The organism is Methylocapsa acidiphila B2 (genome assembly GCF_000427445.1).
GTDB classification, from domain to species: domain Bacteria; phylum Pseudomonadota; class Alphaproteobacteria; order Rhizobiales; family Beijerinckiaceae; genus Methylocapsa; species Methylocapsa acidiphila.
Window position 1 is genome coordinate 2,203,501 of the sequence record NZ_KE386496.1, and the last position, 15,369, is coordinate 2,218,869.

The following is a 15,369-nucleotide window of genomic DNA, read 5'->3' on the forward strand; positions in this document are numbered from 1 at the left end:
AAACGCGCGTTCAGGCGCGTCCGAAATCAGACGCAAGCCGGCCGAGGTCGATCCCGACTTTTTGCAGCGCCCGTTCATATTTCGAACCGACCGCCTGATCGAAGATCAACGCCGGATCAGCGGGGCAATTGAGCCAGCCGTTATCCTGCAATTCCGCCTCGAGCTGGCCCGCCGACCAGCCAGCGTAGCCCAAGGCGAGGATGGCTTGGTCGGGGCCGGCGCCGCGGGCGATCGCGCGCAAAATATCGATGGTCGCGGTCAGGGAGACCCCGCTGTCGATCGACAAGGTCGAATTATCGATGAAAAAATCATTGGAATGAAGGACGAAGCCGCGGCCGGTTTCGACCGGCCCGCCATTCAAAACCTGGACGGTGCCGGCTTGCGCCGGCAAGCGAATGGCCTCCTCCGGGCGGATCACCTCGAGTTGAACCAAAAGCTCGGGAAAATTCACCTTTCGGGCCGGGCGATTGACGATAATGCCCATCGCCCCTTCCTCGGAATGCGCGCAGAGATAAATCACCGAGCGGGCGAAGCGATTGTCTTGCATGCCGGGCATGGCGACGAGCAATTGCCCGTCGAGAAAGCCGCCGCCGTCACGCCTTGCGCCTTCAGGAGGCTTGAATGATCCCATTTCTTCGTCTCACTCTTTGGAAACCCGATCGCCCGGACTATGTTCTCGCAATGCCCTGTCGCCGCGCAAGATGAGGATGCCCTGGCCCATGCACAATAATTTGACTTGGCGGCCTCGAAGGCTTCAGCGGTATCGGCCTTTTTTCATGCAAATAATCTTCCATTTCAGCCCTAGACCGAAAATGAGAGGCGGGAGCCTCAGCCTCGCGGTTTTGGCCTTGGCGAGCCTGCCGCTCGGGGCGCATGCCGCGCCCTATGCAACCAATTGGGTATCGTCTCAGAAATCCGCCGTGCGGCTGATCGCCGCCGTCAATGGCCCGGCCGAAGCCTATTACGAAACCGGCGTCGAGATCCGGCTCGATCCCGGGGCGCTCACCTATTGGCGCTTCCCCGGCGGCGCCGGCGTTCCCCCGGTTTTTTCCTTCGAGGGCTCGGAGAATGTCGACGAGGTCAAGGTTCTCTATCCCGCGCCGACGCGCATCGACGAATCTGGAACGGACGTTTTCGGCTATCGCGGCGAGGTCGCCTTTCCCATTCATGTCACGCCGAAGGACTCCTCCCGCCCCACGGTCTTGGCCTTGAGCTTGCGCTACGCCGTCTGCGACCGGCTTTGCTTGCCCGCGAAAGCCGAGACCAACCTCGCTTTGCCGCCGCTCCTAGCCGCGGCGCCGCCGCCGATCCGCGCAACGCTCGACACCGGGAAAGCGATGGGAGAGCCCGCGATCGAATCCATTCTCGCTGCGGCCGAGGCCCGTGCGCCGATCTCCCTCGCCGCCGGCGATCAAGACAAGAAGGTTTCGATTGAAAAAATCGCCGGCGCGACCCCGCCGAGCTGGCGCGTCACTGCGTCGGACGCGGACCCGCAAGATCTCTTCGTCGAAGCGCCCGAGGGATGGTATTTCGAGTCCAAAAAAGGCGATAGGCCGGGCGAATTCACGATCGTCGAAATCGAGCGGCCGAAGATCGACGGCGCCGCTGCGGCCCCGGTGGTGCTCACCTTGACCGAGCCGCGACAAAGCTACGAATTTCAGATCGAGCTCGCCGCCGACGCAGCCATGCCTTGAGGCCTTTATCAAGGTGACGACGGCGACGAGCCGCGTCCGTCCCAGATTTCGGCGCGCCGACGGCCGGCGCGAAAAGGAGCTTGACCAATGTCGATTAAACCCGGCGAAGCCCTGCCCAAGGCCGCCTTTACAGTCATGACGCCCCAAGGCCCAGGTCTCCGCACGAGCGACGAGATTTTCAAGGGGCGCAAAGTCGCGCTCTTCGGCGTGCCCGGCGCGTTCACGCCGACATGCAGTGCGGCGCATCTGCCAGGATTTGTCGAGCGAGCCGAGGCCTTTAAGGCCCGCGGGATCGACGAGATCGCCGTCGTCAGCGTCAACGACGTCTTCGTCATGGACGCATGGTCGAAAAACGCGCAAGCGGGCGACAAGATCAGCTTCCTGGCCGACGGCAATGGCGATTTCGCGAGCGCGCTCGGTCTTGCGCTCGACCTTACGGAGCACGGCCTGGGGGTGCGGTCCCAGCGCTACGCCATGCTCGTGGAGGATGGGATCGTCACGAAGCTCAATGTCGAGCCAAAGGCCTCGGAGGCGAAGGTCTCGAGCGCCGAGGCTTTGCTCGCCCAGTTATGAGACTTCGGCGGCGCCGTCGGCCCTGACGGCCGCCATCATCCTGTAGCTTAGCCGAGCCGAGCCGAGCCGCGCTTGGCCGCAAGAAAGGGCGCCATCCCTTTGCGCGCGAGCGCGTCGGCGCGCTCGTTCATCACGTCCCCCGCGTGCCCCTTGACCCAACGCCAATCGATTTTGTGCAGCGTCGCCGCAGCGTCGAGCCTTTGCCATAGCTCCACATTCTTGACCGGCTTTCGATCCGCCGTGCGCCAGCCATTGCGCTTCCAGGATTGGATCCAGCCGCCGATGCCGCTCTTGAGATAGTTCGAATCCGTATAAAGATGCACGGCGCAGGGACGGGTCAACGCCTGGAGCGCCTCGATGGCGGCGGTCAGCTCCATGCGATTATTCGTCGTCGCGGCCTCGCCGCCGAAAAGCTCTTTCTCATGCGCGCCGAAGGCGAGGATCGCGCCCCACCCTCCCGGACCGGGATTGCCCGAGCAGGCGCCGTCGGTCCAAATCGTCACTTCCGCGCTCATTGCGCGAGCCCGAGCTCGCGACCGCAGCGGATCGTCTGATGAAACTCCAATTTTCGAATATATTCACCGGGATCCTTGGGATGGACCAAGGCGCCCGCCGGGACGTTCAGCCAATCCACGAGACGCGTGAGCGCGAAGCGCAAAGCCGCCCCGCGCGCGAGAATGGGCAGAGCCTCGGCTTCATCCGACCGCAGCGCGCGAATGCGCTCATAGGCGCCGATGAGGCTCCGCGCCTTGACGATCTCGAAGGCGCCATCTGGCTCAAAACACCAAGCATTGAGGCAAATGGCGATGTCATAGGCGAAAGCGTCGACGCAAGCGAAATAGAAGTCGATCAGGCCAGAGATCTTATCTCCAATGAACAGGACATTGTCGGGAAAAAGATCGGCGTGGATGAGTCCAGAAGGCAGGTCTCTCGGCCAATTGCGTTCGAGAAAAGCAAGCTCCCCATCAATAAGCGAAACGAGGCCCGGCCGCCCCTCGTCCGCGCGCGCGCGGACCGGCTCAAAGAGCGCCGGCCAGGCGCTCAAGCCCAGCGCGTTCGCCCGAAAACCGGAGAAATCGGCGCCGGCCAGATGCAGCCTGGCGAGCGACTCTCCGAGTGCGGCGCAGTCTTTCGCATCGGGCCGGCTCCGCGAGAGCCCCTCGAGAAAGGTCACGATCGCGGCTGGGCGCCCGGCGAGCCGCCCAAGCGCAACGCCCGATCTGCTGCGAACCGGTTGCGGACAGGTCAGCCCCCGCGCCGCGAGATGCTCCATCAATCCGAGAAAGAAAGGCAAATTGCGTTCATCGACCCGCTTTTCATAAAGCGTGAGAATGAAATAGCCGGCCTCGACGTGAAGAAGGAAATTGGAGTTTTCGACGCCCTCGGCGATTCCCTTGAGGGCGAGGACGCGGCCGAGCTCATAATCCGCGAGGAAAGCCGCCAGATCCGCGTCGACGACTTCAGTGTAGACGGCCATGGCGCTCCGACGGTCAAAGACGAGACCGACGAGGTCTCCGCTGCTGATTCGGCCTCTTGCTATCGCATTTTTTGGCGAGAGGGAAACGTCTGAGAATGCGCCTCGACGATCCACCCGGCGACGGGTCCCCGACCGAGTCCGCGGAACGATCACCCCCTTCCCGATCCCGATGATCTTCGGTCTTATCGACCCAAGTCTGGAATGGGAGTCGGCGCGATCGGAAATTGGCCTCAACCGGTGCGTCTTCCGACGTTAGTCGCGCCGAAGCACACCCGACGAAATTCGTACTAAAACTCCCGATCTATGAGGAGAACTTGACCAATAACGCGTGACAACGCGCTAGCCTTGAGCTAAAGCTAGTCGTGCGAAGCACAGATGCAAGGCGTCGGCTTAGATCCGACGCCGCCGGCCAAGTCTTGGGAGGGACGCCTATTTCGAGCTTGAGCGCCTGACGTAAGGCGTCGCCTCCAAACCGGATGGCCGTGGCGAAAAATAGGTCAAGGGCGAAAGCTGAGCGAAAGCGAGGATGCGGAAGCGTCCTCGCTTTTTCGTTTATTGGGCCAATTGCGCAGAGCGGAGTTGTGCGAACCGCCGCCCGATCTCGAATCGATGCGAACCCTTCCGCTCCGCCCTGAGGCTTGCGCTATTCAAGCACGACGGCGGCGAGACGAATTGATCCAAGACAAATCGATGATTTATAGCTTCGCCCCCCCGGCGTCAGGCAATGGCGCAGGGTCGGGCCCGGGGGGCGCTGAAGCCGGCGGCGAGCCGGAAGATGGAGAGGCGGAAGGTGGCGCAACGGGCTGAGGCGGCCTGTTGAACGTGCTCGCGCTGTCATACATTTCCAGGCAGGTCAAAATCTCCACATAGCTCGGCAAGGGCGCAGCGCCCTGCTCGATGCAATTCCGTCGATCCTCCGGCTTGAAATGCGACCACTTTTGCGCGAGCTGATCCTGCGCGTCCTTCTCGTCCTGCATGCAGCCCTTATAGGCGAGATTCTTATCGTCGCCGCCGATCGCCTGGGCTTCCCGGCAGGATTGGGCGACGTTGAATTTCGGCATGCCGCCGCCACGGTCGGAACGCGCCGCGCCGGACCCGCTCAGGCCGATCAGCGCCATTGAAACCAGAGACGCCGTTAGGGCTCGCATATCAAACTCCCATGACTGCAATTCTGGCCGAGGACAGAAGGTTCCGAAGGCTTTTCGGCCGGGGCGAGGCCGCGATGCCGTTTGAAAATGCTCCGAGCCTCGAATCAGGAGGACCTCAGCTTGAGCGCTCTCCTCGTCCTTCGAGACGCCATTTCATGCGAGATGGTTCCTCAAAATAAGGCGCGCAGGACCTTCAGATGATCTCCGAGGCCATCCTTTATGGGCGCGCATCGCCGAGATCAACGTCTTGTCGCGCCCGAGCCGCAGATTCTAAAGCGCGCGTCCCTCCGCGCGGCCAAACAAAGCGCGCCAGTGACGGCGCCCGACATCGGCCGTTGCGGCAATATCCTCGATTGAGAGCGGGGTCAGGCCCTGCCTCCTCGCCTCGGCAAAAATCGACGGCGGCAAAGGCCAGGGCGGACCTTCGCTCGCGGCATCTTCGTCTCGCGCGCGGGCGATGAGAAGCAGCTTGCCATTCGGAGTCAGCAGAGACGCCAGGGCGGCGAGCGCCTGCGGCAGGAGCGGAGCGGAGAGCGCCTGCAAAGTGTAGCATTCGTGAACGAGGTCGAACGCGCCGCGCCACGCATTGGGGAGCGCGAATAGATCGGCTCCCTGGTATTCGACCTCGGTGCGCGGAAACCGCGTCCTCGCCCACTCGACAGCCGCCGGCACGAGATCGAAGGCCGTCACCTTGGCCCCGGCCGCCGCGAGACATTCGGCATTGTCGCCGAGCCCACAGCCAACGTCGAGCGCGCGGAGGCCGGAAACGCCTTTCGCCTGGGCGCCAACCCATGCCTTGGTCAAAGGATGCGGCGCGAGATTGGCCCAGGGGACGCGCGCCGGATCGTTTTGCGCCAAGCGGTATACAGCCTCGAACCAATCCCGGCGCAGAGGATCCGCCGGCGCAGCGTTGAGCAATTCTGGATTTTTGGCGGGATCGATTGCGTCGAGCTCCTCGCGCGCCTTCGCGCGGCGCGCCGCAAATTGGGGAGACGCAGGATCAGAGGAGATTTCATCCACGATTGCGCGGTCCTTTCGGCCGTCGAGCAAGAGGAAGGCGAGGGCGCGAGGGCGGGATCAGGCTTTCTTCTCCCAGCGGCCGGCCTCGTCCTCCCGCCAATAAGTCACCGAGCATTCTTGGTCCTTCAGCGCCTTCCACTGCGCGCGGGCAGATTTGAGCTCGTCCTCGTCATTGCCGTCGAACAGAAGGATGACGCGGGCGTAGGGCGCGCCCAAGGACTCGGCCAAAGCCGGCGCGACGTCCGCGCTCTCGATGAAGAGCCTGACCTCGGCGCCGTTCGGATTTTCGAGCCCAGTCGATAGATAGATCGGCTGGAGCTCAGCGTCGCCGTCGCGGGCGCGGCCATGAGCAAGAAAGCTCGCGTCCGCATAGGTCCAAAGCCACTGGTCCAGCGCGTCGAGCCTCTCCTCGCTCCGGGCCTGAACGACCACCCGCCAACCTTTCTCGAGGGACTTCTCGATAAGGCTCGGGAGGACGCTTTCTAGCGGCCGCCTTTGCAGATGATAGAACCAGATCTCGGTCATAGACGCCGTGGTCCCAGGATCGACGATGCGAGCCTAGCCCCTTCTCATCCTTCGTAATTGTCCGCGACGAGCCGGTCGAGAAGCCGGACGCCGAAGCCCGACGCCCAGCCTTGATTGATGTCGTTCGCAGGCGAATTCATCCCGGTTCCAGCAATGTCGAGATGGGCCCAGGGCGTCCCGTTGACGAATCTCTGGAGGAATTGCGCCGCCGTGATCGAGCCGGCGTGGCGGCCGCCGGTGTTTTTCATGTCGGCGAATTTGGAGTCGATCATCTTGTCATAGGCAGGACCGAGCGGCAGGCGCCAGAGCTTTTCCCCGGTCGCCTTGCCGGCGGCCAGCAGTTTTTCTGCAAGGGCGTCGTCATTGGTGAAAAGGCCCGCATGCTCCTGCCCAAGGGCGACGAGAATGGCGCCGGTGAGGGTCGCGAGATCGACGATGAATTTCGGCTTGAACTTGTCCTGCACATGCCAAAGCACGTCGGCGAGCACGAGCCGGCCTTCGGCGTCGGTGTTGATGACCTCGATCGTCTGGCCGGACATGGATTTCACGATGTCGCCGGGGCGCTGCGCCTCGGGGCCCGGCATATTTTCGACGAGGCCAATCGCGCCCACGACGTCGACCTTCGCCTTGCGCGCGGCGAGCGCATGGATGAGCCCGACCACACAGGCGGCGCCGGCCATATCGCCCTTCATATCCTCCATGCCGGCCGCCGGCTTGATCGAAATGCCGCCCGTGTCGAAGCAGACCCCTTTGCCGACAAAAGCGATCGGTTGCGACTTTGCCTTGGCGCTTTCCCGCGCCGGCTTTCCGCCGCGCCAGCGCATGATCACGACCCGGCTTTCCCGCGCCGAGCCTTGGCCGACGCCGAGCAAGGCCCCCATGCCGAGCTCGCGCAACTTGGCTTCGTCGAAAATCTCGACCTCGACTCCGAGCTTCTCGAGAGTTTTCGCACGATTGGCGAATTCCACCGGATAGAGCACATTGGCGGGCTCGTTGACGAGCCCGCGCGCGATCAACGCCCCTTCCGCCACGGCCTCCCGCGCCTTGGCCTCGCGCCGCGCGGCTGCCGGCTCCTCCACGGCGACAAAAATCTCGCCGGGCCCATAGTCCTCGGATTCGTCCTTCTTCTTGGTTTTATATGTATCGAACCGATAGTCGCGGAGCTGCATGCCAAGGAGAAACTCGGCCGCGGCCGCGGCAGGATCCGCGGGCCGACGGGGCGGATCGAAGGCGATGACGGCGTTCGCACCGCGGCCGAGCCGGCCGAGGACGAAGCCGCCGAGGCCCGCATAATCAGGACCGTTTGAAGCCGCTGGTTCCTCGTCGCCTTTGTTCTGACCAATGTCCTCTTTCGCTTCCTTCGAGTTCGCCGCCCCGCTCTTCTCGGCCGGGCCAGCGCTGATTCCAATCACGAGCAGCCGGTCGGCCGCGAATCCGGAGGGCGCGAGGATGTCGAGCGCCGTAGAAGCCTTGCCCTTGAACTTCACGGCAGCCGCCGCCTTTTTGATCAACGCTGCGCCTTCGGGGCCGATCAGGCGAAGGGTCTCCGGGCCGAAGGTGAAATCAGGTCCCATGAAGACGACGAGCGTTTGCGCCCCCTTGGCTTTTCCCGCCGCTCGCTTGTTGGTGGGCTGAAGGGGCGTTTGGGCGTTCAATGGCGCAAGCGCGACGAATTCGATCTTGATGGAGTCCGGCATTTCTTCCTCTACGCCCAATTCTCGAAGCGCGCGCTCGGCTCAGCCGCGCAAGCGCCCCGCATTTCCAGTCCTAAATTCTTGCGTCGGCCGCGCTAAAAAAAGCCGCTTTTCCGCGCCCAACGACTTGTTCATATCATGTTCCCCCGACGGACGCTCGGCAAGGGAGAGCCGCCTTGTGCTCCATGATGAAACGTTTATTTGCCGAAAATTCGCCGTGAGTTTCAAGTTTAAGTCACCATACCGACGCAGCCCAAGACTTATTGCGCCGGCGCCGCTTCTGCGCGGAGGATAAGCGAGGCAAGAAAGAAGCCGCCAGCGCGCCCGAGGGACGACGGCCGGCATTAGGAAAGGTCGAAAGGGCCGAGATGAGGAATTGGGCGAAAAATCCGATCCAGGCGAAGCCGCGAGGACGACGCCGGCCCGCTAGCGGACGCCGTCGATGATCGGTCCCATTCTCTGCCGCTATTTTTCCTTCCGTTTCCTGCGGATGATCATCGCCGTCTTCTTGATGATTTTCGGCATGATCTATGTCGTTGATTTCGTCGAATTGCTGCGCCGGTCCGACGGCGCGCCAGGGACCTCGCCCGCTTATATCGCTTTTCTCGCCTTGCTTCGCGTCCCCTCCGCGTCGGAGCAACTCATGCCGCTTTGCGTTCTCGGCGGCGCGATGGCGGCCTTTCTCGACTTGACCCGCAAGCTCGAGCTGCTCGTCGCACGGGCGATCGGGGTTTCGGTCTGGGGATTTCTCGTTCCTCCGGTCCTGATCGCCGCCGTGATCGGGACCGCATCAACGGCCCTGTTCAATCCGATCTCGGCGACGATGAAGCATCGCGCCGATGGAATCGAGGCGCAGCTTTTCGGCCGTCCCGGCGCCAAGACCAAGGACGATGAATTTTGGATCCGGCAAAACAGCGTCGACGGCCAGACTGTCATCAGGGCCGCCGCGGTCAAGCCCGACGGATCGGCCCTGAGCGGGGTCACGGCCTATGTCTATGATCAGGCAGGCCGGTTCCAGGAGGAAGTGTTGGCGCCCTCCGCCGTCCTTTCGCCGGGGGTCTGGCAGCTCGATCATGCGCGGATCCTCGCGCCGGGGCAGGAGGCCGTCGATGTCGGCGTTTACCTTCTTGCGACAAAACTGTCGCCTGAACAGGTCGCGCAAGGTGTCATAGCGCCGGAATCCGTTCCCTTTTGGGATCTGCCCTTCATGCGCGAGCAGGCGGACGCCGTCGGGTTCGACGCGACTGGCTATCGCCTCCAATTCCAAACACTTTTGGCGCGTCCTCTCCTTTTTATCGCCATGGTTTTGATCGCTGCGACATTTTCCTTAAGGTTTTTTCGATTTGGTGGCGTAGCGAAAATGGTTGGCGGTGGCGTCATTGCCGGGTTCGTGCTTTATGTTGCGACGAAACTAACTGGCGATCTCGGTGGGGCCGGGCTGCTTAGCCCCGTCGCAGCGGCATGGTCTCCGGCCGTCGTCGCCAGCATGCTCGGCGCGTTTGCACTGCTGCAGCAGGAGGATGGTTGATGGGGCGGCGTATTTGCCCCGCGCAAAGGATCGTTGCGGCCCGTGGAGACGAGGCTCCGGGCCGCGCGAACGATTCTCCCATCTCCCCATCGGGGCCGTCGCGCATCGCCCGCTTGATGCTCCTCGCGCTTTCTATCTTGCTCGCCGCAACGCTCGCCCTTGGCTTCGCCATCGAGGGCTCCGCCGCGGAAACGCTCGGCGACAAACTCTCGAAAAAGAAGGCTGGCCAAAGCGACAAGATGTTCGTCGAGGCGACAGAGCTTCGTTACGATTCCGACAAGAATACCGTTTCGGCGGAGGGCAACGCCAGGGTCTATTATCAAGGCCGCGTGCTCGAAGCCGACCGGGTGATCTACGATCGCAAATCTGGCCGCGTCTATGCGGAGGGCAACGCCAAGCTGACCGAGGCGAACGGCACGATCCTGCGGGCGGATCGCTTCGACCTCACAGACGATTTTCGCGACGGCTTTATCGAAAGCCTACAGGCGGACACGACCCAGAAAACCCAATTTAGCGCAGCGCGCGCCGAACGAATCGAAGGCGACACCACCGTCTACGAAAAAGGCTCCTATACCGCCTGCGCCGCCTGCTCCGCCTGCGAGGACAACCCAGATAAGCCGCCGCTCTGGCGGGTGCGGGCCAAACGGATCATCCATAAGAACGACGAGCAGATGATCTATTACGAGGACGCCTCGCTCGAGTTCCTCGGCGTTCCAATCGCCTATGTGCCCTTTTTCTCGACGCCAGATCCGACCGTCACGCGCAAATCCGGCATTCTCTCGCCGCATCTCCTCATGAACTCCAATCTCGGCTATGGCGTCGGGATTCCGATCTTCTGGGCTCTCGCACCCGATTACGACCTGACCTTCACGCCGACGGCCCTGAGCAAGCAGGGCTTTCTCGCCAGCGCTGAATGGCGCCAAAGGCTGGAAAACGGCGAATATTACATCCGCGCCAACGGCATCTCCCAGCTCAACCGGACGGTGTTCTCGCAACCGCCTTACGGCGCCGGCGACCTGACTTATCGCGGCTCGTTCGAGAGCAAGGGAAAGATTTATATCTCCGACCAATGGAAATTCGGCTGGGAGTTCACCCTGCTCTCGGACAAGTTTTTCCTCAACGACTACCACATCCCAAATCAGACCGTTTCGACCAATTATCTCAGCGAGACGACCTCGACCATCTATCTCACCGGCCAAGGGGATCGCGGCTATTTCGATCTCCGCGGCTATTATTTCGAGGGGCTTTCGACCCACGACTTTCAGCCGCAGCAGCCTACAGCCCATCCGGTCTGGGACTATAACAAGACCTTCGACATCGACCCTGAGAAGACGTTCGGCATTGGCGGCCAGGCCGAGCTCGATTTCAACCTGACGAGCCTGTCGGCGGCGTCCGCCAGCTATCAGTCCGTCGGCACGCAAGTCCTGGACAACGCCTATAGCCTTTACAATGTCTGCACGAACTATGTGCCGGGGACGACCACCGGCTCCTGTCTCTTGCGCGGCGTCGGCGGCGACTACACGCGCGCCACGGTGGAAGGGTCCTGGAAACGCAAGTTCATCGATCCGCTCGGCGAGGTCTGGACGCCTTTCGCCTTCGCCCATGTGAACGGCGAATGGCTCGACATCAACACAACCAACAGCTACACATTCGCCAACGGGAACGGCGTCTCAACCTATACGAACGCCTCGCAGCTGAATTTTCTCAGCAACAAGGACGCGAGCTTCTATGGCGCATTCGTTCCCGGCGTCGGGATGGATTATCGCTTTCCCTTCCTCGCCAAAACCAGCTTCGGCTCGATGATCTTCGAGCCGATCGGGCAGATCGTCGTGCGCCCGAACAAGATCTGGTCGTCCTCGAACGTCAATCTCGACGCGCAAAGCCTCGTCTTCGACGATTCAACATTGTTCGACTGGAGCAAATATTCCGGCTACGACCGTTTCGAAACGGGAACAAGAACGAATTACGGCGCCCAGTTCACGCTCAATTTCAATGGCGGCGGCCACGCCGACTTCATCGCCGGGCAATCCTATCAGGTCGCCGGCGTCAATTCCTATGCGACGCCAGACGCCGCGAATGTCGGCTTGAGCTCCGGTCTCGACACACGCCGCTCAGACTATGTCACCGCATTTTCCTTCGCGCCGAGCTCGATGTTCTCCTTGACCGCGAAGAGCCGGCTCGACGTCGACACTTTCGAGCCGAGACGCATCGATGTCGTCGGCACTTATAACTTCGGCGCCTGGACCGGCAATATTCAATACGCCAATTATCAGGCCCAGCCCGTGATCGGCTATTACGTCCGCCGCGAAGGACTTTCCCTCGCATCGCGCTATAAGATCAGCGATAATTACTTCGCTCAGGGCAATATCACATTCGACATGAGCCGGCAGTTCTATCCAGCGAGCTTGATCGGCACCGTCAATCCGGGACCTTTCGCGGTTGCGGCATTCGGCGTCGGAGGGGGCTATCAGGACTGCTGCACGACGTTCTCGGTGAATTATTCCTCGATCTACCAGGATAACGGAAATGGAGCCTTGGTCCGTAATCAGACGGTGCTTTTGCAGCTTCAATTACGGACCTTGGGCGACGCCAAATTTTCCCAAAGCTTCGCTTCGACCACTTCGATCGACGGCGTGAAATACTGACGCCGGCGGGTCTTGCGCGCGACCGCGACTTGACCGAATGTCCGGCGCAAATCCGCCATGGTCGTGATTTTGGATCGATTTGCTCCAAATCGTCCTAATCTCGGCCCTCCCAGGGCCGGGTGGAGAAAAAGAGAACCTTCAAGACGGAGAGCGGAAATCATGCGTGAAGACTTGGTTGCGCGTGCACTTGGCTTTCTCGCCAGAGCGCGCGTCGAAGCGTGCGTCGTAATCATCGTCCTCATGGGCGCAGGCACTTTCGGCGCGGAGCCGAGCGCGGCGCAGACGATAATATCCAGCATCAACGGCGATCCGGTCACCAATATCGACATCGACGAGCGCATGAAAATGCTGCGCGTGATGCGCAAGCCTGCGACGCGCGACGCCGCGATCGAAAGCCTGTACACGGATCGACTTGAAATCCACGAAGCCTCGAAATATGGCGTCAACCTGAAAGACTCCGACATTAGCGAGGAGATCGTTCGCGTCGCAAAGGAGATGAAGATCCAGCCCGAGGCGCTTGTCGCCGAACTCCAGCGCGCCGGCGTCTCTGCGGATCATTTCAAGGCGCATTTTCGCGCCGATTATTCGTTCAATCTCGTCGTTCAAGCCATGAACAAGGGCGTCGAGGCCAGCGAGGAGCAGGTTCGCGCCGAACTCGCCAAGCAGGGCGGAAAGTCCGCCTCCGGCACGGAATATAAAATCCGCCAAGTCATTTTCGCCGTGCCGAGCACGGCGACGGTTGCGGCCCTGAACGAGCGCGGCCACGAAGCCGAGCAATTGCGCGGGCGATTCGTCGATTGCGAAACCGGCGTGCCGCTCGCGCGGGCGATCAACGACGTGACGGTGCGCGATCCCTTCACCAAGACCGGGATCGAGCTGAATGAACCGCTTCGAAAATTGCTCGACTCGACCCCGACCGGCCATCTGACGCCGCCGCAGCGCTCGTCCTCGGGAATTGAGATGATCGCGCTTTGCGAGAAAGGCGCACCGAAGGACGACACGGCCGCGCGCAACGCGATTTCGCAAAAGATCCTCGCAGCGCATATCGCCGCCGACGCCGAGCGCCGCCTGAAAGAGATGCGCGCCAGGGCCGTGATCGTGAAAAATTAGACGGCGACCGTCAGCGACCCCATGTCGGTATCCGCCCCCGCCCAGAAGCGTCTCCTGGCCCTGACCCGCGGCGATCCCTCCGGGATCGGTCCCGAGCTCGCCTTGAAGGCATGGCTCGCGACGCATGCCGACGCGGAGGCCCCGCCGTTTGTGATCGCGGCGGAGCCGGATCATCTCGCCGCGCTCGCGCGGCGATTGCGGCTCGCGGTTCCCATAGAGGTCGTCGAGACGGCGAGTCAGGCCCCCGACGCCTTTCGCCGCGCCCTCCCCGTTCTCGCCTCCCCCGCTTCCGTCGTCGGGCAAGCCGGAGCGCCGGACGAGGCGGACGCCGCCGCGACCATCGCCTCGATCGAGACCTGCGTTCGCCTCGTCCACAAAAGCGAAGCCGCAGCCGTCGTCACCAATCCAATCGCCAAGGAGGTTCTCTACCGCGCCGGCTTTTCCCATCCGGGACACACGGAGTTCCTGGCCGAACTCGCCTTGCGTTTCTTCGACGTCACGATGCGGCCGGTCATGTTGCTCTGGTCGCCCGAACTCGCGGTCGTCCCTGCGACGATCCATGTTCCCCTAGCCCGCGTCCCTACCCTGTTGACGCGATCCCTGCTGGTGGAAACGGGCCTCGTCGTCGCGCATGACCTTAGGCTCCGCTTCGGGATCGAGACTCCGAGGCTCGCATTCACAGGGCTCAATCCGCATGCCGGCGAAGGCGGCGCGATGGGCGGCGAGGAAAGTGAAATCATCATTCCGGCCCTCGCTGAACTCGCTCAGTCCGGCGTCACGGTCAGCGGGCCGCACCCGGCCGACACTTTGTTTCATGCGGCGGCGCGGCGGAGCTATGACGTCGTGATCGCCATGTATCACGACCAGGCCCTGATCCCGATCAAGACGCTCGCCTTCGAGACCGCCGTAAACGTCACTTTGGGCCTGCCCTTCATCCGCACGTCGCCGGACCATGGCACCGCATTCGACATTGCCGGCAAGGGACTTGCGGACCCGCGGAGCCTCATCGCAGCGCTCCAGCTCGCCGGGCGCCTCGCGAGCCGATCTTGCCCGGCGCCCTAGACCAGCTTCCGCCCCTGCGCGAGGTCGTCGCCGCACATGGCCTCGACGCCAAGAAATCGCTTGGGCAAAATTTCCTTTTCGACCTCAATCTCACGCGACGCATCGCCCGCGCCGCGGCGCCGCTCGAAAATGCTGTGATCATCGAGATCGGGCCGGGTCCTGGCGGGCTCACCCGGGCGCTTCTCGCCGAGGGGGCCCGCAAGGTCGTCGCGATCGAGCGCGACGAGCGCTGCCTCTCCGCTCTCGCGGAGATCGCCGCCTGCTGCAACGGCCGCCTTGAGGTCGTCGCTGGCGACGCGCTCTCAATCGACCTCGCGGCCATCGTCGGCGACGCGAGGCCGGCCCGCATCTGCGCCAACCTTCCTTACAACATCGCGACGGCCTTGCTCACGCGCTGGCTCGAGACGGAGCCCTGGCCGCCATGGTTCGATCGGCTCGTCCTCATGTTCCAGCGCGAAGTCGCGGAGCGCATCGTCGCGACCCCGAGCCAGCGCGCGGCCTATGGAAGACTGGCCGTCCTCAGCAACTGGCGCTGCGAAACCCGCATTCTCTTCGACGTTTCTCCCTCGGCCTTTACGCCGCCGCCCAAAGTCACGTCGAGCCTGGTCGAGCTGATCCCCCGCCCGCGGCCGCTTTCCTGCGCGGCGGCTGTCTTGTCGCGGGTCACGCAAGCAGCCTTCGGGCAACGTCGCAAGATGCTGCGCCAATCCTTGCGGTCCCTCGCCGGAGGCGACGCGGCAGAAGTGCTCGCGCGCGCGGGCATCGCCCCCACCGCGCGGGCGGAAGAGATCGATGTCGCAGGCTTCGTCGAGCTTGCGCGCGCTTTCGAGGATGGCCGACGCGGCGAGCCGGATGAAGGCTCTGGAAGGACGGATAGACCTTGAATGCGCCGG

Annotated in this window: 14 protein-coding genes; 7 read left to right on the forward strand and 7 right to left on the reverse strand. The window is 62.6% G+C overall.

From position 1 onward, the window contains the following. Nucleotides 1-10: 10 nt before the first annotated feature. Nucleotides 11-631, reverse strand: coding sequence for a YqgE/AlgH family protein (locus METAC_RS0112720; RefSeq protein ID WP_026607328.1), 621 nt, complete (start codon nucleotides 629-631; stop codon nucleotides 11-13). A 181-nt stretch (nucleotides 632-812) separates the two neighbouring features. On the opposite strand from METAC_RS0112720, the gene METAC_RS25235 reads away from it, so the two are divergent. After that, the gene (locus METAC_RS25235; RefSeq protein ID WP_051335555.1) at nucleotides 813-1,694 is read left to right on the forward strand and encodes a protein-disulfide reductase DsbD domain-containing protein; all 882 of its coding nucleotides are present in this window, start codon (nucleotides 813-815) and stop codon (nucleotides 1,692-1,694) included. A gap of 87 nt (nucleotides 1,695-1,781) precedes the next feature. Further along, entirely contained in the window at nucleotides 1,782-2,267 is a 486-nt protein-coding gene (locus METAC_RS0112730) for a peroxiredoxin (protein WP_026607329.1), read from the forward strand. 47 nt (nucleotides 2,268-2,314) lie between these two features. On the opposite strand, the gene rnhA is transcribed toward METAC_RS0112730, so the two are convergent. From rnhA to METAC_RS0112760, 6 genes are all read right to left on the reverse strand, one after another. Beyond that, nucleotides 2,315-2,782, reverse strand: coding sequence for a ribonuclease HI (gene rnhA, locus METAC_RS0112735; protein WP_026607330.1), 468 nt, complete (start codon nucleotides 2,780-2,782; stop codon nucleotides 2,315-2,317). Further along, nucleotides 2,779-3,744, reverse strand: a complete 966-nt coding sequence (gene thrB, locus METAC_RS0112740; protein ID WP_026607331.1) for a homoserine kinase — start codon at nucleotides 3,742-3,744, stop codon at nucleotides 2,779-2,781. The genes rnhA and thrB overlap by 4 nt, the downstream gene beginning before the upstream one ends. 695 nt (nucleotides 3,745-4,439) lie before the next feature. Beyond that, on the reverse strand, nucleotides 4,440-4,892 hold the full coding sequence (locus METAC_RS0112745; protein WP_156898209.1) for a hypothetical protein: 453 nt from the start codon (nucleotides 4,890-4,892) through the stop codon (nucleotides 4,440-4,442). Nucleotides 4,893-5,162: 270 nt separating this feature from the next. After that, a complete protein-coding gene (locus tag METAC_RS0112750; protein WP_245257476.1) occupies nucleotides 5,163-5,912 on the reverse strand; it encodes a class I SAM-dependent methyltransferase in 750 nt (249 codons plus the stop codon). Nucleotides 5,913-5,969: 57 nt separating this feature from the next. Further along, the gene (locus METAC_RS0112755; RefSeq protein WP_026607334.1) at nucleotides 5,970-6,437 is read right to left on the reverse strand and encodes a DNA polymerase III subunit chi; all 468 of its coding nucleotides are present in this window, start codon (nucleotides 6,435-6,437) and stop codon (nucleotides 5,970-5,972) included. A 44-nt stretch (nucleotides 6,438-6,481) separates the two neighbouring features. Beyond that, a complete protein-coding gene (locus METAC_RS0112760) occupies nucleotides 6,482-8,134 on the reverse strand; it encodes a leucyl aminopeptidase (protein WP_026607335.1) in 1,653 nt (550 codons plus the stop codon). Nucleotides 8,135-8,573: 439 nt separating this feature from the next. On the opposite strand from METAC_RS0112760, the gene lptG reads away from it, so the two are divergent. The 5 genes from lptG (at nucleotide 8,574) to rsmA (ending at nucleotide 15,360) form a co-directional block, all read left to right on the forward strand. Then, on the forward strand, nucleotides 8,574-9,659 hold the full coding sequence (lptG, locus tag METAC_RS0112765; protein WP_026607336.1) for an LPS export ABC transporter permease LptG: 1,086 nt from the start codon (nucleotides 8,574-8,576) through the stop codon (nucleotides 9,657-9,659). Further along, on the forward strand, nucleotides 9,659-12,304 hold the full coding sequence (locus tag METAC_RS23515; protein WP_084143630.1) for an LPS-assembly protein LptD: 2,646 nt from the start codon (nucleotides 9,659-9,661) through the stop codon (nucleotides 12,302-12,304). The genes lptG and METAC_RS23515 overlap by 1 nt, the downstream gene beginning before the upstream one ends. A 159-nt stretch (nucleotides 12,305-12,463) precedes the next feature. After that, the gene (locus METAC_RS0112775; RefSeq protein ID WP_026607337.1) at nucleotides 12,464-13,414 is read left to right on the forward strand and encodes a SurA N-terminal domain-containing protein; all 951 of its coding nucleotides are present in this window, start codon (nucleotides 12,464-12,466) and stop codon (nucleotides 13,412-13,414) included. 21 nt (nucleotides 13,415-13,435) lie between these two features. Further along, complete coding sequence (gene pdxA, locus METAC_RS0112780) at nucleotides 13,436-14,476, forward strand: 4-hydroxythreonine-4-phosphate dehydrogenase PdxA (protein WP_026607338.1); 1,041 nt, start codon at nucleotides 13,436-13,438, stop codon at nucleotides 14,474-14,476. After that, nucleotides 14,461-15,360, forward strand: a complete 900-nt coding sequence (gene rsmA / locus METAC_RS23520; RefSeq protein ID WP_036255562.1) for a 16S rRNA (adenine(1518)-N(6)/adenine(1519)-N(6))-dimethyltransferase RsmA — start codon at nucleotides 14,461-14,463, stop codon at nucleotides 15,358-15,360. Before pdxA ends, rsmA begins: the two co-directional genes overlap by 16 nt. Nucleotides 15,361-15,369 lie beyond the last annotated feature (9 nt).

Bases quoted from the DNA above. Each gene is read 5' to 3' on its own strand.
- METAC_RS0112775 (WP_026607337.1), top strand. From the start codon at position 12,464: ATGCGTGAAGACTTGGTTGCGCGTGCACTTGGCTTTCTCGCCAGAGCG.
- rnhA (WP_026607330.1), bottom strand. From the start codon at position 2,782: ATGAGCGCGGAAGTGACGATTTGGACCGACGGCGCCTGCTCGGGCAAT.
- pdxA (WP_026607338.1), top strand. From the start codon at position 13,436: ATGTCGGTATCCGCCCCCGCCCAGAAGCGTCTCCTGGCCCTGACCCGC.
- METAC_RS0112760 (WP_026607335.1), bottom strand. From the start codon at position 8,134: ATGCCGGACTCCATCAAGATCGAATTCGTCGCGCTTGCGCCATTGAAC.
- METAC_RS0112745 (WP_156898209.1), bottom strand. From the start codon at position 4,892: ATGCGAGCCCTAACGGCGTCTCTGGTTTCAATGGCGCTGATCGGCCTG.
- lptG (WP_026607336.1), top strand. From the start codon at position 8,574: ATGATCGGTCCCATTCTCTGCCGCTATTTTTCCTTCCGTTTCCTGCGG.
- thrB (WP_026607331.1), bottom strand. From the start codon at position 3,744: ATGGCCGTCTACACTGAAGTCGTCGACGCGGATCTGGCGGCTTTCCTC.
- METAC_RS0112755 (WP_026607334.1), bottom strand. From the start codon at position 6,437: ATGACCGAGATCTGGTTCTATCATCTGCAAAGGCGGCCGCTAGAAAGC.
- METAC_RS23515 (WP_084143630.1), top strand. From the start codon at position 9,659: ATGGGGCGGCGTATTTGCCCCGCGCAAAGGATCGTTGCGGCCCGTGGA.
- METAC_RS0112720 (WP_026607328.1), bottom strand. From the start codon at position 631: ATGGGATCATTCAAGCCTCCTGAAGGCGCAAGGCGTGACGGCGGCGGC.
- METAC_RS0112730 (WP_026607329.1), top strand. From the start codon at position 1,782: ATGTCGATTAAACCCGGCGAAGCCCTGCCCAAGGCCGCCTTTACAGTC.
- METAC_RS25235 (WP_051335555.1), top strand. From the start codon at position 813: ATGAGAGGCGGGAGCCTCAGCCTCGCGGTTTTGGCCTTGGCGAGCCTG.